Genomic DNA, 26,246 nt, shown 5'->3' with positions numbered 1-26,246 from the left:
TATTAAATTTAAAGGGAATTATTCAATGGCGACCCCAATTGTGAGGAGAAATGATAGTCAACCTAGTCAGTCAAAAACACCAACAAAAGTTAATTCACTGCCGTTAGTAACTAGACGCTTGGCGGCTTGGACAGTTGAAATGACACTGGTGGTCGCCAGTGGTTTCATTCCCTTTGGATTGGGAGCTTATGTCAATTCAAGAAGCGATATCAACCGCGTACCACTTAATCCAGTATTAGTCGTGACAGAAAGAGCGATCGCTCGGCCTTTGGCTTTACCTGTAAGCTACGGTATCCGCAATGTCGCCTGGCCGACTAATTATTTATGGATGTTGGCTTTAATTGCACCTGTAACTTTATCGTGGTGGCAATTATATTTACTGGCAAAAACTGGTAGTACCTTGCCGAAACGGTGGTTTGGTGTGCGGGTTGTGAATGAGCAAGGTAAAGCTCCAGGTTTAGGTGGAGCGATCGCTAGAGAAGGCATTGGTCGATGGTCTGTACCAGTTTCTATTGCTTACATACTGTGGCGGTATAGTTTTGCTTTTCCTAATTTGGGATTGTTTACATTTTTGGCAGTATTGATGGTGTTAGGCGAAAGTATAGCTTTACCATCTCGCCAAGGTCGTCGTGCTTTGCATGATTGGTTAGCAGGTACGGAAGCTATTGACGCAAAACGCCCCAATGGTCGGGGTGCATTAGCCAAAACCAATGAGCCAGAAGCTCCAGCAGCTGCAACCGAAGCGACCTTAGCACCAATAACGGCTGGAGAAACCAAATTCCCGACATTGTGGCGGCAAGTACGACAAAATTCTAACTTAACTTTATTTGTGGTCACACTGGCCAGCATGACTGCGGTGTTGGCGGCTTTAATTGGTACTCAAATCTATATCCAAAAACAGCAAAATCAGCGGGAAACCACACAAGTTAACAGTCAAAAGTTTTTGGAACTCGTCAAACAATTAAGTCCTAACTCTGGGGCAAGTTTGGAAGAGCGCCAAAGTACAATTCTGGCAATGGGCGGTTTGAATGATGCCCAATCTATTCAATTTTTGGCTGATTTGTTAGTTAATGAAACTAACCCAGTGTTATTGAATTCGATTCAACAAGCTTTAACAACTGTGGGCATTCCAGCTATCCCAGAATTAAAAAATAAGAATCAGTTTCTAGGTAACGAACTGCAATCAGCAGCACCTCAAGAGCGCGAATTGTGGCAAAAGCGGCTACAACTCAACCAGCAGACAATTAACAAAATTTTGAATGTTTATAGTGGCAAAATCAATGGTCTTGACTTGACTCGCACAACTTTGAGTCAAACCAGTACAACGGGAAATTCTTCATTCAATTTGGTGTTAGAGAACATCGATTTATCAGGACTCAAATTAAAATCGGCTGATCTCAACCAAGCTAGTTTCAAGGGTAGCCGTTTCCGTAGTGTTGGGGAAGATGGCCGTTGGGATACCTTTGATGATGCGATCGCTGATTTAACCCAAGTACAAATGAAACAAGCCAATCTCACCGATGCTAACCTGAGTCGGGTGTTATTGACTGGGAGCGATTTAAGTCGTGCAACTCTCAACCGCGCTAATTTAGAAAGTGCGCGTTTAATTGGTGCAAATCTCAGCAGCGCCCAACTTGTAGGAGCCGATTTGCAAGGTGCAGTTTTAGAAAATGCCAGTTTAACTGGGGCAGATTTAGGTGATGCTAAATTAAACGAAGCCAATCTCTATGCTGCACGTTTAGGTAGAGTAATTGCGATCGGGACACAATTATCATTTGCTAACTTAACTAAAACTGATTGGCAAGGCGCAGATTTATCTGGAGCCTATTTAGATCGTGCCAATCTCAGCAATGCTAATTTGAGTACTAGCCGTCTAACTGGTGCAGTTTTACGTTCTGCTCAATTAGAAAATGCTGACTTACGCAACGCTGATTTAAGTTTTGCAGATTTACGCGGTGCAAACGTCGCTGGCGCAGATTTTAAAGACACAATTCTAGCTCCTAGCAAACAAGATCCCGCAGATCAATTTGTGCAAACTCCAGATACTGGTACAGTTTCTGCTGTAGTCAAAGGTGTGGATTTTTCTCAAGCGAAAAATTTAGATACGAAGCAACTAGCATACATTTGTACCCAAGGTGGCATTCATCCCCGTTGCCCGTAAAATTTAAATGGGGAGTCAGGAGAATACTTAATCCTACCTCCTCACTAACAACAAATGGCATCAGAAAACATCCAAAGTATGGTGTGAGGAGTCGGGTAATGAAGTATCTGCCTAATTTAGGTTCATTTATAGCAGCCAGTGCAGTTTTTAGTTTGCTAATAAGTTATCAACCAGCACAAGCGCAAGTTGCTTATGGTAGCTATGTTGGTGTCGGCCCAACTGTCGGCTTGACTGATGGTATTCAAGTTGGGGGTGTTTTAGCTTTCCGCTACAAGCTTTTAGAAGCACCAGTTTCTTTTCGCGCTCAAGCATTGATTGGTCAGAATACAGCTGTTGTCCCGACTGTATCTTATGACTTGCCACTCAATTGGCAAACAGATGCTTATTTGGGCGCAGGGTTGGTATTAACTGGCGGTGATAGTCCTTCTCCTGTTGGTAACAAGATTAGTTTTGCTTTACAGCCAGGGGTTGATTACGTTGTTCCCAATAGCAATACTGTAATTTTTGGCAACGCGATTATTGCCTTTGATGCTTATCGTGATGGAGGTGGTGCAGCGGTAGCTGTGCAAGGTGGTGTAGGTTTGAGATTTTAATGAGGAAATTGAATACAGTAATCTAATTTATTTTTGAAAAATATGTAGGGTGGGCATTTTCAGCAAAACTCTCAATTAATCTAGAATACAGTAACGAATGCCCACTCTACAAATACTTGCAATAATTCAATAGCAAGAGGCAACATTGAGGAGAAAATTTTCTGAATTTTGGGACTGAATATTGCCTTTTTTATTAGGAATCGCTAAAGCTCAATTAGTGTTTATTTCTGTTATCCAAAAACTTTAACTGATTGTATAAGCAGCTAATTTGTGGTAAAAACACACCTGCACCTTGGGCTTTGCGTAATGGATTCCCAATAATTGCTTCTACTTCCAAAGAGCGATGTTCGTCATAGTCAATTTTCATGCTGGTGCGGTAAGGCTTCATTTTGACTGTATAATCCAGCATTGTTTGAATGAAGCTATCAGCGATAATACGTCCAGTACTTTTTGCACCTGCGGCTACTTCATACATCAATTGTTCTACTAATTGACGAGTATATGAATCTGCCATTAATTCATCGGTTCTGGCGTTAAGAATTACAGACAAACCATTATAAGGGATATTCCAGACTAATTTTTTCCACCGAGCTAACAGTAAGTCTTCTGTTAATTCAATGACTATACCAGCATTTTGAAAATCGTCGGCAATTTGCTGTATTCTATTGGTGATTCCGGCAGCTTCGTAGTTAGGGGTATATTCACCCAAAACTATTTGTCCATAATCTAAGTGACGAATATGCCCTTGTCCAACTTTATTGGAACACAAAAAACATAAGCCGCCAATAATGTTGACATTACTAACAATCTGAGCCATTTCTGGCTCAATATCTAATCCATTTTGTAATACTAATACCACACCATTATTTTTAATAACTGGGGGTAATAACTTGGATAATAGATAATTTTGGGTGGTTTTAAGGGCAATTATTACCACATCACATTGTGGCATTTTTGTCACGTCGTTATAGGCGTTAACTTGTGGTAAGGTGAAGTCGCCATCTTTAGATTCGACGATTAAACCATGTTGGCTGACGTGTTCGTAATCACTATTGAGTAAAAAATGGACATCCAAACCCGCTTGTTGCAGTTTAGCGCCATAAAACCCACCTAATGCACCTGTTCCGATGATGGCGTATTTGCGATCGCACATTTTTTATCCTACAAAATTTTCTAATAACTATTGAGTAATATCTATTAACTATATTGATTTTTACTTATGGCATTCTACTTTCCTCACTTAAGTTTTTGCAAAAAAAATTAAACAGCTTTAATATAAATTAAAATTTTTAACAGTGAATAGGTAAAATAATATGGCTGATATTGTTGATATTGCAGTAAGTAACGATGCTTTCAAAACTTTGGTAACTGCTGTACAAGTTGCTGGTTTAGTCGAGACATTAAAAAGTCCAGGGCCGTTTACAGTCTTCGCCCCAAATGATGAGGCTTTTGCCAAGTTACCACCAGGAACAATCCAAACTTTAGTGCAGAATATTCCGCAACTGACAAGAATTTTAAAGTATCACGTCGTCTCAGGGAAGTTGACCAAAGATGATTTAGCAAAACTCGGTACAGTTACCTCTGTAGAAGGTTCAACCATTAAAATAGATTGTTCTGAAGGATTTGAAATCAAAAATGCTACTGTCTTAGCCGCAGATATCGATGCTGATAATGGAATAATTCATGTTATTGATACAGTGATTTTGCCAGGTTAATTTGCTTTAGGTGGGGTGTACCCACCTAAAGCAAATTAATTTTTTTAATATTAATTATTAATAATTTTTAATTTGTTTAAATATAACAATCCTAAATAAATTGTTAACAACTTTATGTCATCCTCTCTATTCTCTGGCTTTAGGAATAGTTGATGAATCAAATAGGATGGAATTGTTTAAATTATGTTACGTTGGCGGAGTATTCACTTTTAATTAGTGCTAGTGTTAGTTGAGATACATAAAAATATATTTAATTTGTTTTATTTAAAATGTTAATCCTAAATCTAACTAAATAAATGCTCGATTTTCATACATTAGCAGAATTTTCTCGCACCAATTGTATTGGTATTTGTGCTTTTCTTGTACCAGCCAATTTAATTGCTACACTATTAACCATCATCTTAACTGCATTACGTAGACCAATATCTCAATTGCAACTAGTTGTAGGAATTGCCATTATTTTTGCTGTTGTGATGGCACTGCACGTATTTAGTTGGTTTGTGATTGGTGTTGTGCTGGCTCCTACTTATATATTGTTATCTCTAGCAATTACTTGTTTGGTGGTTAATTTTGCGGCGCTGATTTTCCACAAACGCTTTGTCCATCATCCTGGTTTTTCCAAAACCTACTAACGTTAATAACCTACACCTGTCAAGATGAGGGATGGGGTGATAGGAAGTCACTAATGACTGATGATAAGTTGATTTCTCGGATGCAGGCGGTGCAGTCGCCGATAATTCCTGTGGTTGGGGAACTGATTCAAAATTCTCCGGGAACCATTTCTCTCGGACAGGGTGTAGTCTCCTACAGTCCACCACCAGAAGCCGTTGAACTTTTACCGAAGTTCTTAGCGGAACCGACGAATAATCTGTACAAAGCTGTTGAGGGAATTCCGCCTTTATTAACTGCATTGACAGCAAAATTGTCAGCTTTTAACGGTATTGAAATTAATGATGACAACTGCATTGTTGTGACGGCTGGAAGCAATATGGCGTTTATGAACGCTATTTTGGCGATTACTTGTCCTGGTGACGAAATTATTCTGAATACGCCTTACTATTTCAATCATGAAATGGCAGTTACAATGGCGGGTTGTCGTCCGGTGTTGGTAGAGACGGATGAAAATTACCAATTGCGTTCAGAAGCATTAGCCGCAGCAATTACGCCTAAAACAAAGGCAATTGTGACCATTTCTCCGAATAATCCTACAGGTGTTGTCTATTCTGAAGCTGCTTTACGCCAAGTAAATCAAATTTGTAGCGATCGCCATATCTACCACATCAGCGATGAAGCTTATGAATATTTTACCTACAACGGTGTCAAACATATTTCACCAGGGGCATTTGCTGGTAGTAGCAATCATACAATTTCTCTCTACAGTCTCTCCAAAGCTTATGGTTTTGCGAGTTGGCGCATTGGCTACATGGTAATTCCGAAACATTTGCTTGTGGCTGTCAAAAAAGTTCAAGATACTATTTTGATTTGTCCGCCTGTGGTTTCGCAGTATGCTGCTTTAGGTGCATTACAGGCTAAAGATGAGTATTTAAAGGAAAATCTTGGGGCAATTTCCCAAGTGCGTCAGTTAGTGATAGACTCGCTGAACCATCTCCAAGGTTTATGTACTATTGCCCAAGCTGATGGTGCGTTTTATTTCTTTCTCAAAGTGCATACGCAAATGGATGCGTTTGAGTTGGTGAAAAGATTAATTCAAGAACACAAAGTTGCGGTGATTCCTGGTACAACTTTTGGAATGGAAAATGGCTGTTATTTGCGCGTTGCTTATGGTGCATTACAAGAAAATACAGCCAAAGCAGGGATAGAAAGATTAGTTAATGGTTTGCGGAATATTATTTAAATTTCGCGCAAAGACGCAAAGGCGCTAAATCTAGTGATGGTTAATTTTGACTATAATTCGCTTTCGTAATTCGTCGGCTATTAATATGAATGGCGGACAAAATAGCAATATCAACCAGTAAGAAGGTTGTAAAGGTGCAGTTGAGAAGATTGTTTGCAGGGTAGGAGAATAAATAATTGAGAGAATGAGGAACCATTCCACAGCAATTCCTATCCAAATTAAGCGGTTGGTGAAAAAGCCCAAGCGCAAAATAGAAAAGCGTTCGGAACGACAGGCGAAAACGTTTCCATCTTGACAAGCGACAATTACGGCTAAAGTCATGGTTGTGGCTTGGTGATAAATCGCCATTGTGGCTGCACTGGCTGAGTGAGATAAAATGCTGGGACTGATGGCTTGTAATTGGGGAATGTTATAACCATTCGTCCACCACACAAAGAAAAATCCTGCCATTCCGGCTAAACCTTCCAGGAGTCCTAAAAAGCAGTAAGCACGCAGTAGTAAGGGTTTATCTAACAGTGCTTGGGATTTTTTGCGGGGTGGTAATTCCATTGAACCAGTTTCTGGTTTTTCTGCACCTAATGCTAGTGCAGGAATCATATCTGTGCCTAAGTCAATGGCTAAGATTTGCAAAATTAACAAAGCTGGTGGGATTTTCAGAAACACCATTGCGAGGAAGGGGAGAAACTCTGCCATGTTAGAGGCGAGAATATAAGTCATAAATTTGCGGATGTTTTGATACACTGCCCTACCCTGTTCAATAGCAGAGACGATGGTCGCAAAATTATCATCGATGAGAACAATATCCGCAGCTTCACGGGCAACATCTGTACCACTCATTCCCATTGCGATGCCGATATTTGCAGCGCGTAAAGCAGGGGCATCGTTGACACCATCGCCAGTCACAGCGACGACATGACCAAGGGTTTTGTATGCTTCGACTAACCTGAGTTTTTGTTCTGGCATGACTCTGGCAAATACTAACCCAGTTTTGTGCTTGTGGAGGATTTGCCGTAATTGTGTATCTGAAAGATGTCCTAATTGTTCACCTGTGATGGTTCTAACTTTGCCATTAACTAAACCAATGCGTTGCGCGATCGCAGCTGCGGTTAACCCATAATCACCTGTAATCATTGTCACCTGAATTCCGGCACGATGACAAAGAGCGATCGCATCGGCAACTTCTGGGCGCGGTGGGTCAATCATCGCTACCAATCCTAAAAAAGTCAAATCTTGTTCCAACAGATCATCTGGCTGGTTTAATTCTGCACTACCTTGTCTTGTGGCAACTCCCAGAACGCGATAACCTTGACTTGCTAGTTGATCATTCGCTGCAACAATTTCCTCGCGCTGGGTTTCTGTTAGTTCCTGCTTTTCTTCCTTGTGCCATAAATACCGCGAATGTTGCAATACATCTAATGGTGCGCCTTTGGTAAAAATGAGACACTGAGAATTTTCCATATTTGCCAGCGGCAATTTTCCTTCTAGCAAAACCGTCATCATCCGGCGATGAGAATCAAACGGGATTTCCCGAATTCTGGGTGCTTGGTGTTGCAAACCTTCCAAATTCAAACCAGCTTTAATTGCGGCTACTAATAACGCTGCTTCTGTCGGATCGCCGACTGCTTGCCATTGATTAGAATTAGGGGGATGATTTAACCGCGCATTAGAACAAAGCGCCGCACCAGCCAACATTAACTGCGCCTGAAATTCATATTCAGGAGAGGGAATTTCGACTTCTCCTTTAGGTTCATAACCTACGCCAGTCACATCAATTTGCGTATTGGGAACCCACAATTGGCGGACAGTCATTTCGTTTTTCGTCAAAGTCCCAGTTTTGTCGGTGCAAATTACCGTTGTTGCACTGAGAGTTTCCACCGCAGATAAACGCCGCACTAAAGCATTCTTTTTTGCCATACGCCTGACACCAATGGCTAAAGCTAAACTCACGGTAGGAAGTAAGCCTTCGGGGACAAATGCCACAATAATCCCAATGGCAAAAATGAAACTTTCGCGTAGTTGCATTCCCACCAGCAACTTAGTTAGGAGAAATATCACCACACCCATACTCAAAGCGATGAGGGTAATGATGTGAACTACTCTGGAAATCTGCACTTCTAAAGTACTGGCTTCTCGCTGCACATTGGCGGTGAGATGGGCGACTTGACCAAATTCTGTATGAGTACCTGTAGCGTATACCACCGCCAGTCCCCGACCAGAAGCAACGCTAGAACCTGCAAATACTAAGTTACTGGCTTCGGAAGCATGAATATTGAGTGCGGTGACAGGTTCGCTAATGCGGGGAACTGGTAAAGATTCTCCGGTGAGGATAGAGACATCTACATATAAAGATTGACTTTCTACAAGTCTGGCATCTGCGGAGATTTTATCACCTTCTTCTAACTGCATCACATCGCCGCTAACTAGTTCACGGGTAGGAATCACAGTTAATTTGTCATCCCGATAAACTTTGGCTTGAGAAGGTAAGATTTTTTTCAGGGCTGATAAAGCTTTTTCGGCTTGAAACTCTTGCCAAAAACTAAAAATAGCATTAATCCAGATAACTGCCCAAATTGCCCAGCCTAATTCCGGTGTTTGGGAAATAAAAGCTAAAATCCCTGCCACCCACAACAGCAACGCCATAAAATGCGTTAATTGGTCAATAAAACGCAGAATTAACGGGCGTGTTTGCGGTTCAGGAAGTTCGTTATAACCAGATTGTTTTAATCTTAAATTAGCTTCTGCTTCGCTGATACCTTGGGGAGTAGTTGTGAGAGTTTTGTAGACATCTGTAGGTGTCAGTGTCCAAATATGAGAATTTGCATTCATCATAAACCCGTTCCTGGTCTCAGGAGCAATTTAGTTTTCGTATCTTAGATGCAGAGTTTACACCTGTTCATCTGTCTAAGAGGACTTTTGCAAGAAAAATTATATGCAAATGCGATCGCGCTTTTGTTGAAAGATTTTTTTATAATTTATTCGTCTGGACTGTTTCATTGTTACAAGGTTGAAGGTTTACCTCGAAGTAATTTAGACCATTGAACAGACTTTTGGTGTTTTACGACTAGTACAACGTTGTTGTACTAGTCGTAAAGTTGCCCCTTGATCAGTTGTAATTCGAGGCAAAGTCCAGTTAGCTTCAGCTATTGCTACTGAGATTCTGTAGCAGTTGGCTGTGGCGCAAACTGAATTCGGGGATCTGGCATAAAAGTATATCTGAGGTACAGTCCACCCCACACGAACAAAACAATTAACAAAGCACCAATACCCAGAGGACTAGGTAGCCAAAAGACGACTTCTATATGGTTGAGTTCACCGGGTTGGAGTCGCCATAGCAGTTGATTCCCTTGTTTTTCTGGTTCAACAGCATTTTCGGTGAGTTGAATATTTTTCGCACCCCACGGGGTGTTTAAGCTAAATTCCAAATCAAGGATTGCACCTGTATCTGCGAGAACGTTACCTTTGCTGGCAATTAAGGACAGCGATCGCAAGTCTAAATCATAAATTAATCGATTCCGAACTAACAGTAAAAAATTATTCTGGAATAACAGCAAATTTGATTCAATCTTGGGTAATTCAGAATCAGTTTCGCTGGTTGTAGCTGCTACTTTTTGATTGTTATGAGAATTAAAAAACTCATTAAATTTAGTTTGTAATTCTTGACCATTACTAAAGGGAATTGTCACTATCACTTCTTCTTGAGAAATTCTGCGGACTTTACCTTCCAGTTTACGGGTACGGCTTTCTATACTATCTAACCAGGCATATATATAATCACCACTAAAACTAGTGAGTCGTTCACCTAATTTAATATGCTGCACTAGTTCGCCGCTATTGGAGTGGTTAAAGTTCACGCCAACATCATACTTAACGCAACCAGATAGCAATAAGGATGTTAACACGACTAGCCACAGCAAAGGCTTGCGAGTAGCAAAAAGCTTGTTTCCACTGCGTCCTATATTTAAGTTGAACAAGCCTAATGGTCGAATTAACCACATCAACATCTTTCCCAACTTAGAAAAATTCATCACTGTATTTCTCCTAGAAAAGTCGATTAAGGATAAAGTGCAAAGGAGGAAATTTTAATTTCCTATTTTATTTTTTCCCTTTTTTCATCCTTTATCCTTATTCATGGGATTTAGTCAAATAACTTAACTAATCTTGACTTTTTATTTTTACTAGAAGTACTTTAAAAAGCCAACCAAGTTAAGTATGAGATAATTAATCCAATAGCTGTTATCGCTACCCAAATAAAGCGATTATCTTTGGTATTCACTTGACTAAGATCAACAAATTCGGTTTCAGCAGGTTTTTTCTTGGCTGAAGATTTGGGGGGATTAGCAGCAATACGCACTTTGGATTCATTATCTGACAACGCACCTAAATCTGGAATTTCGGTCATCCATTCGCTTGGTCGTTTCAGCTTTGGTGCTTGTAGAATGTAAAGCAATCGCCGAGCTTGTTTGTTAGTTTCTGAGTGGGGATGTCGTTGGAGTTGTTTGCAAAGCGCGATCGCTTCTTCATTTCTGCCGGCAGCTTCATAAGCTGTTACTAGCCAAATTTCCACTTCGCCCCCTAGGCGGGAATTGCGAACTAACAAGGCGCTGGCCTTTTCCAAATTTTCGACAGCTTCTCGATATTGCCCATTTTCAAAGGCAAGTCTCCCGGCTTGGTAACGCTTTCTGGCAATTTCTAAACTTTGTTCACTCACTTCTTGCATACTAAATCAGCACTGCTTTAATTTTGCCAATGCCAGTAATCTTTTTGTAATCTTTTCAAAAGCTGGCTCTCTTCCAGTAAATAAACTTTTAAAATTTTAACTAGTAGTCATCTGTAAAAACCCCTAATTATTCAATGCAGGTGAGCAAAATATGGTAAGTATCAAGCTATCTCAACTCAATTGGCTAGGAGCAGGAATTACTCTGGTATTGATGAGTACCGCAATTGCTCCAGCTTCAGCACAATATATTGTGATTGATCGCAGCAATCCATTTGGTGTGAGTCAGCCACCTGCTGTTGGTTCATTTATTTATGGTAGTCCGATTCCCACACCCATGCCCGTAGATCCCTCAACAGGATTATTACCGAGTGGGCCTATCTACCCCCAGCCTATCTACCCCAAGGCTATCTATCCCAGCACTATCTATCCTGATTATTATCCTCAAGTTAGGCATAACATGTTCAATAATTCCACACTGGTAAACCCGACTTTAATCAATCCCATTATTAAGGATTCAACCATAGTCAATCCAGTAATCATCAATAATTCCTGGCAGCGGACACCATTTAGAGGGCGATCGCGGGTAATCATCAGAAGTCCTTGGTAATGACGTTAGTCCTTTGTCATTAGTCATTAGTCATTAGTCATTTGTTAAGCCAAAGAACATAGGACAAATGACAAAGGACAAAAAAGTTAAATAAACTGCGAACCCAAAATCATTGTCCCAATCCCAACATCGGTAAAAATTTCGAGTAAAAGGGCGTGGGGAATCCGACCATCGATAATGTGTGAAGCTCGGACTCCTTGGGCGAGCGATCGCACGCAACAATTAACTTTGGGAATCATCCCCCCACTGACTACACCACTCACAATCAGTTCTCGTGCTTCCCGAATATCTACTTTCGGAATCAACGTAGACGGATCTTTATAATCTTTTAAAATCCCTCTCGTATCGGTAAGCAAAATTAACTTTTCTGCCCCCAGCGCCGCAGCGATTTCTCCAGCAACAGTATCTGCGTTAATGTTATAAGCCTGTCCCGTCTCATCAGCAGCGACACTCGACACTACCGGAATATAGCCATTGCTCGAAAGGGTTTCTAAAATTTTGATATTAACACCGCTGACTTCCCCCACAAAGCCGATGCCTTCTTGACCTTGGGGACGGGCAGTAATTAAATTACCATCTTTACCACATAGTCCCACAGCCATACCACCAGCTTGGTTAATCAAAGACACAATCTCTTTATTCACTCGACCGACTAAAACCATTTCCACCACATCCATTGTGGGCGCGTCGGTAACTCGCAAACCATTTTTAAATTGGGCTTCTATGCCTAATTTATCTAACCAACTATTGATTTCGGGGCCACCTCCATGCACAAGAATTGGGCGCAAGCCAACACAAGATAAAAAAACAATATCGCGGATCACCTTATCCTTGAGGGTGCTGTCTTTCATCGCTGCACCACCATATTTAACAACTACAGTGCGTCCAGCAAATTGTTGAATGTAAGGTAGTGCTTCGCTAAGTACCCGCACACGAGTAGCTTCAGCTTGCCTGATATACTCAATATCGTTGACCATCATGGTTGAGATTTAAAACTTATGCAGTCAGTGTAGAAGACTTTTTCACTGGTCACAATCTCTCTGTTAGGGCTGACGGGTGAAAACGAAAATTCACGGCTTTAAGTCAAGCAGGACTTACACAAAAATAACATAACTCCGTCATTACGAGGGATAGGGAAGTAATCCCCCCTAATGATGGAATTGCTTCCCTACACTCCGTTCCAGTCACAATAACATTATCGGCGTTGCGTAAGTCCTATCAAGGTTACAGAAGAGATATATGTGTTGAAACCTCTTAAATTTTCCTGAAAACAAAACTTTACACCCAGTTTCAAAAAATAACAGGTAACTGACCGTGATCTAATTTACGGTTATAAATACATATATGAGATAAGTATCTATGCCTAGAATTTATGCTTTACTAGTTGGTATTAATAATTACCATCCTGATTCTCAAGGAGTTAGTGCCTTAAATGGTTGCGTCAATGATATCGAAGCAATAGAAACATATTTACGTAACCGAATTGCTAGTGCAGATCATTGGGAATTAGTAGAAGACGCTAAATCTCCTTGGAAGCTAACAAATGAACTGGCAACACGTCAAGCAATTATTGATGGATTTCAGCAACATCTATGCAATGCTGGTAGTGAAGATGTTGTATTGTTTTATTATGCAGGTCATGGTTCTTTTGAACCAGCACCAGAAGTTTTTTGGACTATACAATCAGACCGTAAACTTGAAACATTGGTTTGCTATGACAGCCGAACAGAAGGAAGTCGAGATTTAGCAGATAAAGAATTAAACTATTTAATTGAACAGGTAGCAAAGAAAAATCCACATATTTTAATTGTTTTGGATTGTTGTCATTCTGGCACAGCAACAAGAGCGCCAGAAGTTACAGAACGTCAAACGCCTGGAGATAGACGACTCAGAAATTTAACCGAATTTATTTTTCCAGCAGAATGGCTAAATTACCGCTTAAGTAATAATTATCAGCTACCAAGACATATTGCGATCGCGGCTTGTCGTTCCCATCAAACAGCAAAAGAATATACAGGCAAAGATAATAAACGCTATGGTGCTTTTTCTTACTTTTTAACAGAAGCATTGCAACGGACTGATAGTAATTTATCATATACAAATTTAGTCCGAGATATTAACGCCTTAATCACTGGTAAAATTAACGAGCAGTCACCGCAAATAGAAGCAGCACCAGAAGATTTAAGGCAAATTTTTTTAGGGGGTGCGATCGGTGAATGTGCAAACTACTTTACCCTAACTTATGACAGCGAAACTTATCATAGTTGGAAGATTGACGGTGGTATCTTACATGGTATTCGTCCCATTACCGAAGGACAAACTTTATTAGCTATTTTTCCCCAAGCCAGCACATCAGAACAGTTGCGTCAAATTTCTGATGCAATTTGTCAAGCTACAATCACTCATGTAGAAACGGAAATTAGCAAAGTTGAATTAAACGACAATAACGCCAACTTATCTCAAGATGAACCTTATTGGGCAGTTGTTACAGATGTGCCTTTACCGCAGTTGCAAGTATATTTTCAAGGTGATGATGCAGGTATAGAATTAGCTCGTCCAGCACTCTCAGCTTCCTTATTTGTTCGAGAAGCAGAATCATCGGAAAATGCCAATTATTATGTAGAAGCTACTAACGGTCAATACTGGATTTTAGAAGCTGCTGATAAACATCCCTTAGTTGCAGCTGTTCCCGAAATACCAGATACGCAAGCATATACTAGACAACGTGCAGAACAAATCATCAGACGTTTAGAGAATATAGCGCGTTGGACAAATATTTTAGAAATGAAAACTCCACCTACTAGTCAAATTAAAGCTAGAGAGGTAGAGATGGAAGTGATTATTACTTCTGGAAATCAACAATATTCCTCACAACAGGAAATTTCCGAGATGCGGGGAGAATACACCTTGAGAAATAACAGGCTAGAACCTCCACAAATAGAAATACAAGTTACGAATCACAGCGAACAAGACTTATATTTTCAGATAATCGAATTAGCAGGAAATTATGCAGTAGAGATTCCTAAATTTTTTATAGAGATGAGGAGTTTACGTTTACCTCCAAGAGACAGTGATGGTCACACCGTTAAGGGTAAAAGATTAAATTTAGTCATTCCTAGAACTTACTTAAATAGTGGAATTACTGACTATAATTCAGTTTTCAAATTAATTGTTAGTACGAGAGAATTTGATGCGAGTTTGCTGCAACAACCAGGATTTGATTCTCCACCTCCTACACGTCGTTCTCTCGGTTTATCAGGAACTATCAACCGTTTAATCAACAAAGTATATACTCGTCAGACGGAAGATCCAGATACTTATATTGATAACTGGATGACTCAGGAAATTAAGATTTCTATAATTAAACCACCAGTTGGAGTGGAAATAAAAGAGTCAGAAAATACTACCATATTTCATGGTGTCCAACTACATGGACATGCAAGTTTTAAGGGAAAATTTAGCCTCAGTTCTTTGCCTCCCAGTAGTCGATATGTAAATAGCAAATTATTGCCGTCTATTCTCCTCCAAGACCCAAACTTGGCTCAACCATTTGAATTCAATACTACTCGCAGTCCTGAAAGATTAAACGTTTTAGAAGTAACTGATGTCGAAAATTACGCAGATGTCACACCAGAAAATCCCATCACAATAGTAGTTAGCACATCAATAACACCAAACGAACATATATTGCCAATTGCGTATGATGGAGAGTTTTTCCTACCCTTGGGTAAAGCCAAATTAGTCAATGGCAAAACAGAAATCGTCTTAGAACGCTTACCTCAGCCAACAATAGATAGTCGGAGTTTACAAGGTTCAATTAAGATACTTTTTCAAAAACTGCTTTATCAAACTGTAGGCAAAGATTTTTCCTATCCACTTGTGAGAGTAGTAGAAGTTTCATCAAATGGATATGTGTCTTATGAGGACAATCAAGAAATCATTAAAACCAAAGTCGAAGCATCTGAAAAAATTTTACTCTATATTCATGGCATCATCGGTGATACAAAAAGTTTAGTCACCAGTGTTAAAGAAGCAAGATTGATAGAAAATGGACAACAGAGAACCCTAAGAGATAAATATGATTTAGTGTTAGCCTGCGACTATGAAAATCTGCATACCACAATTGAAGAAAACGCTAAATTACTCAAACAAAGATTAGCAGAAATTGGGTTAGGAGCCAACCACAGAAAACAATTACATATTGTTGCTCATTCAATGGGTGGTTTAATTTCCCGCACTTTTATTGAAAGACAAGGGGGAAATCAAATAGTACAACACTTGGTTATGTTAGGTACACCGAATGCAGGTTCTCCTTGGCCTAACATTCAAGATTTGGCTTTCGCATTTCTGGGTATTGGATTGAATCAACTTTCCTTAGTCATTTGGCCGACAAAAATTATTGCTGCATTAGTCGCATTTTTAGAATTAAACGATCGCGCTTTGGATCAGATGAATCCCGAAAGTTCTTTTATCCAAAGCCTCGCTACAAATCCTGACCCTGGCGTTAAATATACCATCATTGCAGGCGATCGCTCGATTCGACCAGAAGCATTACAAACTGAACCTGGAAGACAATCCAGCCAGATACAGCGACTGATACAAAAACTGTTTGGCTCAACTGTAGATGGTGTAGTAGATTTGGTATTTCTTCAACAACCAAACGATATAGCAGTGACACTAGAAAGTATTAAAAGTGTCAGTGAAAACCGTACACCCCAACCCAGAATTATTTTGCCAGACACAGCTTGCGATCATCTCACCTACTTCACTAGCCAACATGGCTTAGAGGCATTAGTAACAGCCCTGTGTGAAAATTCCGAAATCTCAAATGAATAAACAATGAGTCAGGACTCTCAAAACCACGAGAACATGATTTTTCCATCAATCCCTGGACTCAAATCCATGTTTTTGGGACAAAATGTATAAAATACCCACAATTTACTCCGGCTGCTGACTCAGCAAAAAATATCAAAATGGTTAAAAAAAGAATAATCTTATTTTTAGCAGCAAGTCCTCAAAATACACCATCACTGCGTTTAACAGAAGAAGTAAAGGCCATTCGGGAAGAATTGCAAAAATCTAAATATCGCAGCAAATTTGACTTCCAGCAAAATTTAGCAGTGCAAGTTAGCGAGATTCAATCGCAAATGCTTCAGATCAAGCCACAGATTGTTCATTTTTCTGGGCATGGTGTGGAAGATGAAGGTCTAGTATTTTTCGATGATAAAACTAATCAGTCAAAGACTGTCGATGCACAAGCATTAGCAAGATTATTCAAGCTATTTCCAAGTGTGGAGTGTGTTGTTCTTAACAGCTGTCACTCGAAAATACAGGCCGAAGCGATCGCGCAACACGTCAACTATTATGTGATAGGTATGGAAAATGCGATTTCAGATGAAGCTGCCATTAAATTTGCGAGAGGTTTTTACTCTGCTCTATCTGCTCTAGGATCTGGGAAATCATTTGAGGTGGCATTTGAACACGGTTGCAGTGAAATTCAGATTGCAGGTCTTGGAGAACACCTAACTCCACGGTTAATCAACAAGCGTGATATTGATGAAACAACAGAGACTTCCCAGCCATCTCCAACTCAATTAAAACCTTCACCATCGCTTACAGCTAAAGCAGCTAGGGAGCCTCTACCTGAAAGTCTCAAGAATTATGGATTGATTGAAATCACAGCAGAGTTTCTTGACGAAGAAGCTAAGAAAATTACTGACGATTTAAGAGCCAGATTTTTTGATGTGTACGAACCAGGCTGGCCAGAAGCAATGGATGAAAAGATTCCACGTCGCGATATGGTAAATAAATTGGTAGGTTTCTTAAACAGATCAAAGTCTGGATTACGTGTGACGTTGTTACTTGGCCCTGGATGCGAAGGTAAATCAACTGTATTACGTCAGACTGTTTGTTGCTTAGTTAAGCCTGAGACTAGCTCTAATTTTCGCATTATTTGGTGGGAAGCAGATGACCCAAAAAACCTTGAACACTTTAAGATTCTTTTAGGGCAATTACCTCTATCAAATATTCAAGAGAAATGGTTGATAGTTTTTGATGATCCTTCTACACAACTGATTAAAATAATTTATAACCTATGCTGTGAATCTTTAGGTCGTCGAGATATTGAGTTTTTACTTTGCTGTCGAGATACTGTGTGGAAAACTTATGGCGAAAAACTAGGGGGCGGAGAGCGGAACTGTTGGGAAAAGCATCTGGAAGCTCCACAAGAAATGGGTGAATTGACAGACGAAGAAGCAAAAAAAATTATCAGAGCTTGGAAAGCAGCAGGCAAATTAGAATATCAAGATGAGGATGAAGCTAATCTTATCCATAAATTACTGGAAGAACAGAAATCAGACACTGAAAGATTTTATTTAGCAGCTATGCTGCGGATTTGTGAAAATAAAACTGTAGAGGAAGGAGTACAATGGCGACTAAAAAAAATACTGACAGATATTAAGAAAAAACCAAAATATCAATTAATTCTAGATGCCTATGCTTGCATAGTAGCAATGCACAAAGAAGGACTCAGTTATTTAAAACCACATGTCTTAGCTAAGGCTATTAACTATAAACTAACTCAGTTACGTTCAGATATTCTAGAAGAGCTTGGCAATGAAATTATTTTGCCCGAAAAGGAGAAACAGCCGATTTTAACACGTCAGCGAAGTATAGCAGAGGTTGTCTATGAGCTTATGTCGCACTCTCCTTACTCAATAGATTTTGAGGATAAAATATATCCTAGATTAGCTACATCTGCTCAGAAATTGCTAGGTACTGTCATTGACAGAAAAGGGCAAGAGATACATAACTGGCAATATAACTTTCCAGGTCACTTTGCTAATAACGAACCTAAAAGAATTGATTTAGCAATTAGAATTGCTGATGATTTGTACTCAGAAAACATAGACGAACACCTTCTTACTAATTTGGCTCAACTTTGTCGTGACAATGGTAGAAGTGATAAAGCTGTAGATATCTTCCGAAAATGCACTTTAGAAAAAAAGGATAGAAAAGTTTATCATACATGGGCTTTGGCAGAATACGAAACCAATAACTATGTAAATTCTGTATGTCTATGTGAGTTTGCCTTAGCTAAGAGTACAAGATCCTGTACTTGATGGTGAAAGCATCATGATTTACCTCTCGACTGTGGGACTTGCTTTTGATGGCTTATGTAAAAATTCTGGTGATGTTTATGCACAAGCATTAGGTGCGTCAGCACAACTTGGATTAAAAATTGCTCCAGGAGTTAAGTTTAACAAAGACCCTGAAGATAAACAGAAGATGAAAGCAATAGAGTACCTAAATAAAAATATTGACCGCGCTAGAGACAATGGTATTACTGTTGCTAAACTTGAGCCAAAAGCATTGAAAACACTATTTAAAAATCTTCAAACTGGATTTAATAAAGTTAATCAAAGTTTCTTTGAGAAGATGCACCAAAATAGTGACGCAGGCGTAGAGGAATTGCTCGAACAATTAAATGAATTAACATTTGAGAATTTGAAGCAAGCGTTAGGTATACCCGAATAATCAAATACTTAAAAAACACAATTTAGAACCAGCAGAGATACATATAGGGTGGCGATCGCTCAATTTTCTTTGTGCTGGTGAGATGTATTATTTTTCAGTACGCTAGGAATTGCTTCCATGACTCTGTTAGCGATTTGCTCTGGTGTTTCCCCTTCATGTACCATAATGTGCAAATCAGCTTGAGAGTAAAGTGGTTGGCGTTGTTCGAGGAGCGATCGCAATTTACCTCGCGGATCAGGATCTTGCAGCAGTGGTCGTGTAGTATCTTCAGCTAAACGATTGTAGAGTAGTTCTACTGGCACATCTAGCCACACTATTAAACCGTGACGCAAGTAACTCCAATTTTCTCGCCGCAGCACAATTCCGCCGCCTGTAGCTACTGTTAAATTAATATGGGCGCTAACTTGTGCTAAAACATCACTTTCTAACTGGCGGAATGCTGCTTCCCCTTCTTCAGCAAATAACTGAGTGATGGATCTACCTGTGGCTTGAGCAATCACATCATCCGTATCAACAAATCCATAACCCAATTGCTGTGCTAATAACCGCCCTACTGTTGTTTTCCCAGCGCCCATCATCCCAATTAAGTACAGGCTGACTCCCCGCAATAAGCTGCTCACCAGTCCCTTTACTCCAGTAAATTCTCAACTCCTCACTTTACTTTAAATCTCGGCATTCAGACGACTCTGTTTAATATGGTTTTTTAAATGGGCGGCAAAAATTGTCTGACTCATCAAAAAGTAGCTTTCTTGTTCTTCGCTTAATGTCAAGTTTTCTTCGATTAAGCGCTCAATCATATACTCCCTCAACACTGGAGTTTGCGAAAAGCTAGAAGCTTGTTGTTCTATAAGGGAGCGCTTGTGTAATAAATCCACCGCTTCTAAGATTAATCTTTGCGACAATCTAGGTGATAAACCCGGTATGGTGTTTTTCTGCAATTGCTGCACAGAAACAGCATTTTGATTCATTGCCAACCAGTACATAAGATGCTTTTCTAATTGCGACAAACGATGGAACTGGTGATCTAATATGGCGCGAATCTCGCCAAAAACGACAGTTCCCTGGGCAGTAAACTCATCAATATTGCCATTAAATAACTCTTGAATCGTCGTGGCTATTAATTTGAGAAATAGCGGGTTCCCGGCATATTGTTCTGACAAAACGCGGAATTTATCTTCTGAGATGTTAAATAACCCTTTATATTTCAGAATTGACAGACTTTCTGATTGATTTAAGCCAGTTAATCGCAAACAACGCACAGGTAGTGTAACGCCTTCTAAGGCTGCTATTTCTGGAGTTTTTTCTCGACTGGTTAATATTAAGCAGCTTTGATGTTGAGATTCTCCAACCCGTTGAATTAATTCTCCATATAGTTCATATCCTGGACGATATTGAATTTTTGGGAGGAGAAAGGGAGGAAAGGAATTTTTGATCGTTTGATGGCTGGTTGTGAATGTAGGGTAATTATCGCTACTAGCTAAAATTGCATCAAAATTATCTAAAACAATTAAACATCGGTTATTCCGCAAAAAATCTATCAATTGGGAGATGCGCCCTTCTATGGTTTCGGAAATTACTGTGTCTGATTTTGGCAATAAAGTCTGAATTAGTTGTTCTATTATCTGCTCTGGGGAAGGGGAAAGACGCAGCGATCGCCAGATAACATAATCAAACTGCTCTTGGATTTCTTGTGCTAACTTTACCGAAAAAGCAGTCTTGCCAATACCACCCATACCTAATAGTAAGAGTAAGCGACAGCCTTCTTGCAAAATCCACTGTTGAGTTTTCGCCAGTTCTGTTGTTCGTCCTTGAAAAACACTTACATCAATTGCTTCACCCCAATCTTGAATTGAAGTTGATGGCATTTTTACTAACTCTGTCTCTTGGTTTTTTTGTACTTGTTTGGGAATGATTGCTGCTGGGAATGGAAATCTATATTTTTTATACCCAGCTTTTTCAAGTAAATAAGTTACACGGCTCCAATTTTTCACTTTCACTGAGTAACCAGCGGCATTACTCAGCATTTCTTCTATATACTTGTATAATCCATTAGACAAATAGACTCTAACGGTACTACTACTCCGACTTTGATAAACTATACTGGCAATTTCCGCCGGACTACAACCACAGAGTAAACCTCGAAGAAATTTCTTTTCTACAGGTGTTAAAGCTTTACCTTTTGTTGAGGCTAAATCTACGTATAACTTTTCTAACTCCCAATTACTTTTAGCCTCAACAAATTCCTCTTCTATTTGGTTTGAATCTGGTGTTGCCATTACCATAATTTATGTATTTAATATAACCCCGGCAATATCCTAACTATTATTCGATGAAGTCAGAATAAATAAAAAGTAAATTTATAACGAATTTGCTAACTGTTGTTAGGTGACTTGGACGTTATTGCTTAGATATCTTTAGACTTAACGGAAATTTTATAAAGCTTGTTTGAAACTTTAAGCAAACAAATTCAGTCAATACAAATCTACGTAGCTTTTGGTCTGTGCTGTGAGAATTTTAGATTGGCATCACACTGTGTTTTTAACATCACATTATCGGAATTCTAAAATTCTTTGAAACTAGTCTCTCATCAATAATTTTTACCGAGCAAGGTGTAAAAAATGACTGAATTTTGGAGCTTGTCAGAAGCAAGCTTTGCAAAATTAAAGGTTTAAACACAAAAGCCGATGCGTATTCTACCAGACTCAGCCCAAATTAATGTGGTGTGTTAAGAGGCATCAACCATGACTCGAATTCGTGACGTTGTACAACAAGCTTTAGCAACTGGTTATCTAACAGTTGAAGCAGAAAACCAATTACGGCATTTATTAAGTACCCGCTATGACTTGGAAGACTTTAATGCTTTCATGATTTTGCAGGAAGCTGGGATGAACGGCAAAGTCAAGCAAGAATCCCGTGAGAAAAGTATGAAGTGTGTAGACGCGCAGCGGTGAGGCAGCACGGTCTTCGGGGTTTCCCCCATGAGCGACTGCTGAACCCGAAGGGCTTGCCGCAGGCTAGTCTGAAATTTTATCCTTTTGACAAAGGGCAAATTACTATTGACTATTGACTATTGACTATTGACTCATCACTTCCGGGGCTTATTGTCGTCATCCCCAGATTCATCGTCCTCAAAAAATGACCAGTCATCGTCGTCATTAGCATTTGCGGGTTCTTCGTCAGGCTGTTTGTAGGGAGGAATAATCACGCGGTAGTCAGCATCGTAAACAGATTCTGTCTTGCCTACAGCAGTATTTTTCGGTTCGCGGTAACTGTAAGAGTAAGTTGAACCAGACTGAGAGGAACTTTTAGGTTCTGGTTGGCGTTCTTCTGGTTCAAAGTTGCGTACAGGTTCAGTTTTTGGTCTGGGAGGAGGTGTTTGTTCTGGCTGTTCCTCAAAGTCCCAGTCATCATTTGTATTGCTGGTTTCCCAATCATCAAATTCTTCAGTTGCAGCAGCTTTATTGGCACTAGCAGATGATGGAGGTGTAAAAGGTGCAGATGTCGGTTCTTCTCGGCGGGGTGTTCTGACACGCCGAGAAGTTGGGGCTGATTTCAATGGAGTTTGTCGTGGTTGCCCTGCAAAATAATTCGACAATTTAAATAAAGTAGTGATCAATACAGATGTCAATGCACCCGCAGTAGTAATAAATAAAATCCACATCCCTAGGGGTAATGGTTGAGTACGCATACCCAAAAATACTAACGATATAGCAGGCGACCAGTTCTGCACTAACAACAGTGTTAGTCCTCCTAGTATTGCCACCAATAAGATTAAGCGAATTACAGCCATAAGCAAGGCAAAAGTTAAAAGGCAAAAGTTAAAAGTTATTTAGGTCAATGAAAACAAAAGGTAAGAGTAAAAAAGTAAAAGACAGTCTATCTTACTTTTACATTTTTACTTTTACCCTTCGGGTGACGCTCCTGCGTCGCTAACGGCAGTTGCTACCCTTCGGGAACGCTTTCAGCGAACAAGTCGGGAGATCCGCCCAACGCACTGCCTCACCTTTTTACTTCCTCCCTTGCCAGCGTTGAATGGGGATACAGTCAATCTCTAATTGATCTAAAGTCCGGGCGACGACAAAATCTACTAAGTCCTCGATGGTTTGGGGCTGATGATACCAAGCTGGAATGGCTGGGACAATTCTCACCCCCGTTTCTGCCAAGGTGGTTAAGTTACGCAGATGAATCAGGCTAAAAGGAGTTTCGCGGGGAACGATAATTAGTTTGCGTCCTTCTTTGAGTTGAACATCTGCGGCGCGTTCGAGTAAGTCAGAACTCAAACCACCAGCGAGCTTGGCAACTGTACTCATACTACATGGGATGATGATCATCCCTAAAGTGCGAAAGGAGCCACTGGCAATGTTGGCTCCCACATCACTCCAAGGGTGACAGCGTAGTTTACCTGCAACGGCTACTCCTGCTTGTTCGCGCCAGAATTGCTCTTGTTGAGTTGGTTCAGCTGGCATTTTAATTTCCTGTTCTGCTTGCCAAACCATGTAAGTTGATTTAGAGGCAACTAATTCAATTTCATAGTCAGCAGCAAGCAAATATTTGAGAGCGCGAACGGCATAAATTAGTCCAGAGGCTCCGGTTACGCCGATGATTAAAGGCTTGGTGTGATGTGACACGCGGTTTTCTTAACAAAACTTATTCATCATCAGTGTATGGTTCTAAATCGTTAGGTTCAAGTTCACGAGACAAATAAATATCGTCTCTGTCATCGTTAATACCAGAGTTACCTAATCCTTTAGGTAAGCCATCGCTACCAACGGTGACTAAATCGATTTGTTGACGGTAGTAATCAACACTTTTGACTTGGACGGCGACGCGATCGCCTAATCTATAAGAAGCGCGATTTTTTCGACCAAACAAAGCTTGTTGTCTGGCACGATATTCATACCAGTCATCTTTGAGGGAACTGACATGAACTAAACCTTCCACCCGTAATGGGGCGCTGGGATGTTTTTGTTTGGGTGTATCTGTGGTTGGGACTTCAATTTCCACAAAGAAACCGTAAGATTGCACACCAGTAATTACACCTTGGAATACTTGGCCGATGCGCTGTTTCATCAGTTGGGCTTTTTGTAACCCTGCTAAGTCAGCTTCGGCTTCTTGAACTTCTTTTTCGCGGTCGTTGAGTTGAATAATTACCCTGGTTAAATCGCTTTGCAGTTCTTGTTGCAATTCTGGGGGTAAGACGTTCCAGTTAACTTCCAGGTGGGAAGAAGAATGACGCAAGTTAATCCGGTCTTTAACACGGGTATTGCGGCGATCGCGTCCGTGTTCTAACAGTCTGTAGTACACTCGTTGCAATAGCAAATCGGGATAACGGCGCAAGGGGGAAGTACAGTGAGTATATTGTGCCAGTGCCAAACCAAAGTGATTGCTTTTAGTGGTGGTATATCCCGCTGGTTTGAGGGTATCTTGCAACAGATAAGTTAACACTTGTTCTGAGGGAGATTCTGCAAACGCTCTTGTTAATAACTGGTAATCTAAGGGTTGAATATCCGTTTCGGGATCTAATGTGAGTTCTACACCTAAATTGATGGCCAGTTTCAGCATTTCTTGGACATCTTCGGGATCAGGTGCGCCTTGAACTCGCCAAATCGCCGGAATGCCTAAAGCACTTAAATGTTCTGCCATTAGTTGGTTGACTAACAGCACAAACTCTGTAAGCAGCGATCGCACTGTTAAATCATTGACGATAACTGCGCCTAACATTCCTTCATCAAAGTAAGGATTTTGATTTGGGGGCAGATTTAACTGCAAACTACCACGACCTAAGCGCACTTGTTTGACAATTTGGTGTAGGCTTTCTAGGTCTTGGAGTAGCTGTACTACTTCCTCAGATTCTTTAGATGGTTGACCACTGAGAACTGCTTCTGCTTTGTCTTTATTAATGGCTGTGTCTACATTAATTACACTCGGCTGAATTTCCCATTCTTGTATTTCGCCCGATGTGGGATCGATAGTGATTAAAAATGAGAGAGTCAGGCGATCGCTACCAGCAACCAAAGAACAGCGATCTGCAACTGTTTCTGGTAACATAGGCAATACTAAATCTCCCAAATACACAGAACGTCCCCGTTTCAAGGCTTCTCTGTCTAAGATTTCGTCTGGGTGAATAAAGTGGGAAACATCGGTAATGTGAAAGCCCAAGCGCCAGCCTTTGTTAGTTTTTTCCAAACTCAAGGCATTTTCGACCAGCTTGGCATCAGCATTGACACCAGTAATTGCTAAGGTAAATAAACCGCGTAAATCTAATCTATTTTTCAGGTCAGCTTTGAGTATCCTTTTGGGTAACTTAGCCGCTGCTTCTTGAACTGGTTCTGAAAAATTGCGGGATAAATCGTGTTTACAAGTAACTAAATCAATATCGGCTGCGGCTTCGGCATCGCTACCCAGAATTTGCACTACTCTACCAATGGGTGGATATTGTGCTAACGGATAACGTAGAACTTCCACATGGGCGAGATGATCGATAGCTTCAGCAAAAGTCATCCCGTTGGTTTGCAACTTCAGTTCAAACAACAGGCGATCATCTAAAGGTACTGCCCGAAAACCGCTTTCTACTTGTTTAATCCGCGCTAGTAAAGTGTGATTAGAACGTTCTAAAATTAACTTGACTTCTCCTTCGGGAGAGCGACGACGACTACCTTCTTTAAGAACTCTGACTAAAACGCGATCGCCATTCCAAGCATTACTTAAATGACTTTCGCGGATGTAAATATCTTCTGCACCTTCTACATCTTGTATTGCAAAGCAAAAGCCTTTACTAGAACAACGGAGTTTGGCTTCAATCATCCCTTCTTCAAACACGCGGCGATATTTGCCCCGTTCTTTGACCAAAATCCCGATTTTTTCGAGTATTTCTAAGGCAATATGCAGCTTTTGTAAACTATCTTCATCTTCGCAGCCAAGTTTCTTTTCTAAAACTTTCCGAGCTACCAATTTATCATCGGTGAAATTGGCAAGGAGTGTAGCGATTGAAAATTCCATGCAGTGAACCGACCTTTGGTCAAAACATCATGTTGGTTTAATCTGGTTCTGTTCTGTATACCC

At 40.3% G+C, this 26,246-nt stretch carries 20 protein-coding genes; 10 read left to right on the top strand and 10 right to left on the bottom strand.

Annotated elements, in window-relative coordinates; all coding sequences use genetic code 11:
* The first annotated feature begins 25 nt into the window (after nt 1-25).
* Nucleotides 26-2,161: a pentapeptide repeat-containing protein gene (locus AC504W_RS23050; protein WP_494874534.1), complete on the top strand. Its 2,136-nt coding sequence runs from the start codon at nt 26-28 to the stop codon at nt 2,159-2,161.
* 98 nt (nt 2,162-2,259) lie between these two features.
* Complete coding sequence (locus AC504W_RS23045; RefSeq protein ID WP_096580332.1) at nt 2,260-2,754, top strand: hypothetical protein; 495 nt, start codon at nt 2,260-2,262, stop codon at nt 2,752-2,754.
* A 214-nt stretch (nt 2,755-2,968) separates the two neighbouring features.
* Here the strand turns inward: AC504W_RS23045 and AC504W_RS23040 are convergent, their stop codons facing one another.
* Nucleotides 2,969-3,907 carry a putative 2-dehydropantoate 2-reductase gene (locus tag AC504W_RS23040; protein ID WP_494874533.1) on the bottom strand — a complete coding sequence of 313 codons (939 nt, stop codon included), beginning with the start codon at nt 3,905-3,907 and terminating at the stop codon, nt 2,969-2,971.
* A gap of 160 nt (nt 3,908-4,067) precedes the next feature.
* Between AC504W_RS23040 and AC504W_RS23035 the strand changes: the two genes are divergently transcribed.
* From AC504W_RS23035 to AC504W_RS23025, 3 genes are all read left to right on the top strand, one after another.
* Complete coding sequence (locus tag AC504W_RS23035; RefSeq protein ID WP_494874532.1) at nt 4,068-4,469, top strand: fasciclin domain-containing protein; 402 nt, start codon at nt 4,068-4,070, stop codon at nt 4,467-4,469.
* A 296-nt stretch (nt 4,470-4,765) separates the two neighbouring features.
* A complete protein-coding gene (locus AC504W_RS23030) occupies nt 4,766-5,101 on the top strand; it encodes a hypothetical protein (RefSeq protein ID WP_096580326.1) in 336 nt (111 codons plus the stop codon).
* A 53-nt stretch (nt 5,102-5,154) separates the two neighbouring features.
* On the top strand, nt 5,155-6,324 hold the full coding sequence (locus AC504W_RS23025; RefSeq protein ID WP_494874531.1) for a pyridoxal phosphate-dependent aminotransferase: 1,170 nt from the start codon (nt 5,155-5,157) through the stop codon (nt 6,322-6,324).
* A gap of 30 nt (nt 6,325-6,354) precedes the next feature.
* Here AC504W_RS23025 and AC504W_RS23020 read toward each other — a convergent pair whose 3' ends face one another.
* The 3 genes from AC504W_RS23020 to AC504W_RS23010 all read right to left on the bottom strand — a co-directional run bounded on the left by AC504W_RS23020 (nt 6,355) and on the right by AC504W_RS23010 (nt 11,041).
* Nucleotides 6,355-9,153, bottom strand: a complete 2,799-nt coding sequence (locus AC504W_RS23020) for a cation-translocating P-type ATPase (RefSeq protein WP_494874530.1) — start codon at nt 9,151-9,153, stop codon at nt 6,355-6,357.
* A gap of 317 nt (nt 9,154-9,470) precedes the next feature.
* Complete coding sequence (locus tag AC504W_RS23015) at nt 9,471-10,349, bottom strand: DUF3153 domain-containing protein (RefSeq protein WP_494874529.1); 879 nt, start codon at nt 10,347-10,349, stop codon at nt 9,471-9,473.
* Nucleotides 10,350-10,510: 161 nt separating this feature from the next.
* Nucleotides 10,511-11,041 carry a hypothetical protein gene (locus AC504W_RS23010; protein ID WP_494874528.1) on the bottom strand — a complete coding sequence of 177 codons (531 nt, stop codon included), beginning with the start codon at nt 11,039-11,041 and terminating at the stop codon, nt 10,511-10,513.
* 151 nt (nt 11,042-11,192) lie between these two features.
* On the opposite strand from AC504W_RS23010, the gene AC504W_RS23005 reads away from it, so the two are divergent.
* Nucleotides 11,193-11,648 (top strand): hypothetical protein, encoded by a 456-nt coding sequence (locus tag AC504W_RS23005; protein ID WP_494874527.1) that lies wholly within the window; start codon nt 11,193-11,195, stop codon nt 11,646-11,648.
* A gap of 86 nt (nt 11,649-11,734) precedes the next feature.
* Here AC504W_RS23005 and argB read toward each other — a convergent pair whose 3' ends face one another.
* Nucleotides 11,735-12,628, bottom strand: a complete 894-nt coding sequence (gene argB, locus AC504W_RS23000) for an acetylglutamate kinase (protein ID WP_494874526.1) — start codon at nt 12,626-12,628, stop codon at nt 11,735-11,737.
* 379 nt (nt 12,629-13,007) lie between these two features.
* Between argB and AC504W_RS22995 the strand changes: the two genes are divergently transcribed.
* The 3 genes from AC504W_RS22995 to AC504W_RS22985 all read left to right on the top strand — a co-directional run bounded on the left by AC504W_RS22995 (nt 13,008) and on the right by AC504W_RS22985 (nt 19,184).
* Nucleotides 13,008-16,484, top strand: a complete 3,477-nt coding sequence (locus tag AC504W_RS22995; RefSeq protein WP_494874525.1) for a DUF7379 domain-containing protein — start codon at nt 13,008-13,010, stop codon at nt 16,482-16,484.
* Between the two features lie 137 nt (nt 16,485-16,621).
* On the top strand, nt 16,622-18,769 hold the full coding sequence (locus AC504W_RS22990) for a P-loop NTPase (protein ID WP_494879435.1): 2,148 nt from the start codon (nt 16,622-16,624) through the stop codon (nt 18,767-18,769).
* Between the two features lie 31 nt (nt 18,770-18,800).
* A complete protein-coding gene (locus AC504W_RS22985) occupies nt 18,801-19,184 on the top strand; it encodes a hypothetical protein (RefSeq protein WP_494879434.1) in 384 nt (127 codons plus the stop codon).
* Between the two features lie 59 nt (nt 19,185-19,243).
* Here the strand turns inward: AC504W_RS22985 and AC504W_RS22980 are convergent, their stop codons facing one another.
* Together AC504W_RS22980 and AC504W_RS22975 are read right to left on the bottom strand one after the other, a co-directional pair.
* Nucleotides 19,244-19,804 carry a shikimate kinase gene (locus AC504W_RS22980; RefSeq protein WP_494874523.1) on the bottom strand — a complete coding sequence of 187 codons (561 nt, stop codon included), beginning with the start codon at nt 19,802-19,804 and terminating at the stop codon, nt 19,244-19,246.
* 42 nt (nt 19,805-19,846) lie between these two features.
* On the bottom strand, nt 19,847-21,460 hold the full coding sequence (locus AC504W_RS22975) for an NB-ARC domain-containing protein (RefSeq protein ID WP_494878736.1): 1,614 nt from the start codon (nt 21,458-21,460) through the stop codon (nt 19,847-19,849).
* 465 nt (nt 21,461-21,925) lie between these two features.
* On the opposite strand from AC504W_RS22975, the gene AC504W_RS22970 reads away from it, so the two are divergent.
* Nucleotides 21,926-22,135, top strand: a complete 210-nt coding sequence (locus tag AC504W_RS22970) for a hypothetical protein (protein WP_494874522.1) — start codon at nt 21,926-21,928, stop codon at nt 22,133-22,135.
* Between the two features lie 134 nt (nt 22,136-22,269).
* Here AC504W_RS22970 and AC504W_RS22965 read toward each other — a convergent pair whose 3' ends face one another.
* The 3 genes from AC504W_RS22965 to AC504W_RS22955 form a co-directional block, all read right to left on the bottom strand.
* Nucleotides 22,270-22,974, bottom strand: coding sequence for a LapA family protein (locus tag AC504W_RS22965; RefSeq protein WP_103123673.1), 705 nt, complete (start codon nt 22,972-22,974; stop codon nt 22,270-22,272).
* Nucleotides 22,975-23,191: 217 nt separating this feature from the next.
* Nucleotides 23,192-23,812: a flavin prenyltransferase UbiX gene (locus AC504W_RS22960; RefSeq protein ID WP_494874521.1), complete on the bottom strand. Its 621-nt coding sequence runs from the start codon at nt 23,810-23,812 to the stop codon at nt 23,192-23,194.
* 19 nt (nt 23,813-23,831) lie between these two features.
* Entirely contained in the window at nt 23,832-26,183 is a 2,352-nt protein-coding gene (locus AC504W_RS22955; protein WP_494874520.1) for a ribonuclease R family protein, read from the bottom strand.
* Nucleotides 26,184-26,246 lie beyond the last annotated feature (63 nt).

Source organism: Nostoc sp. C96, from assembly GCF_059384975.1.
Note: the sequence above shows the minus strand (reverse complement) of the source record. Positions and strands in the feature narration are given on the sequence as shown.

Coding starts and splice junctions, on each gene's coding strand:
- AC504W_RS23050 (WP_494874534.1), top strand. CDS start 26: ATGGCGACCCCAATTGTGAGGAGAAATGATAGTCAACCTAGTCAGTCA.
- AC504W_RS23045 (WP_096580332.1), top strand. CDS start 2,260: ATGAAGTATCTGCCTAATTTAGGTTCATTTATAGCAGCCAGTGCAGTT.
- AC504W_RS23040 (WP_494874533.1), bottom strand. CDS start 3,907: ATGTGCGATCGCAAATACGCCATCATCGGAACAGGTGCATTAGGTGGG.
- AC504W_RS23035 (WP_494874532.1), top strand. CDS start 4,068: ATGGCTGATATTGTTGATATTGCAGTAAGTAACGATGCTTTCAAAACT.
- AC504W_RS23030 (WP_096580326.1), top strand. CDS start 4,766: ATGCTCGATTTTCATACATTAGCAGAATTTTCTCGCACCAATTGTATT.
- AC504W_RS23025 (WP_494874531.1), top strand. CDS start 5,155: ATGACTGATGATAAGTTGATTTCTCGGATGCAGGCGGTGCAGTCGCCG.
- AC504W_RS23020 (WP_494874530.1), bottom strand. CDS start 9,153: ATGATGAATGCAAATTCTCATATTTGGACACTGACACCTACAGATGTC.
- AC504W_RS23015 (WP_494874529.1), bottom strand. CDS start 10,349: ATGAATTTTTCTAAGTTGGGAAAGATGTTGATGTGGTTAATTCGACCA.
- AC504W_RS23010 (WP_494874528.1), bottom strand. CDS start 11,041: ATGCAAGAAGTGAGTGAACAAAGTTTAGAAATTGCCAGAAAGCGTTAC.
- AC504W_RS23005 (WP_494874527.1), top strand. CDS start 11,193: ATGGTAAGTATCAAGCTATCTCAACTCAATTGGCTAGGAGCAGGAATT.
- argB (WP_494874526.1), bottom strand. CDS start 12,628: ATGATGGTCAACGATATTGAGTATATCAGGCAAGCTGAAGCTACTCGT.
- AC504W_RS22995 (WP_494874525.1), top strand. CDS start 13,008: ATGCCTAGAATTTATGCTTTACTAGTTGGTATTAATAATTACCATCCT.
- AC504W_RS22990 (WP_494879435.1), top strand. CDS start 16,622: ATGGTTAAAAAAAGAATAATCTTATTTTTAGCAGCAAGTCCTCAAAAT.
- AC504W_RS22975 (WP_494878736.1), bottom strand. CDS start 21,460: ATGGCAACACCAGATTCAAACCAAATAGAAGAGGAATTTGTTGAGGCT.
- AC504W_RS22970 (WP_494874522.1), top strand. CDS start 21,926: ATGACTCGAATTCGTGACGTTGTACAACAAGCTTTAGCAACTGGTTAT.
- AC504W_RS22965 (WP_103123673.1), bottom strand. CDS start 22,974: ATGGCTGTAATTCGCTTAATCTTATTGGTGGCAATACTAGGAGGACTA.
- AC504W_RS22955 (WP_494874520.1), bottom strand. CDS start 26,183: ATGGAATTTTCAATCGCTACACTCCTTGCCAATTTCACCGATGATAAA.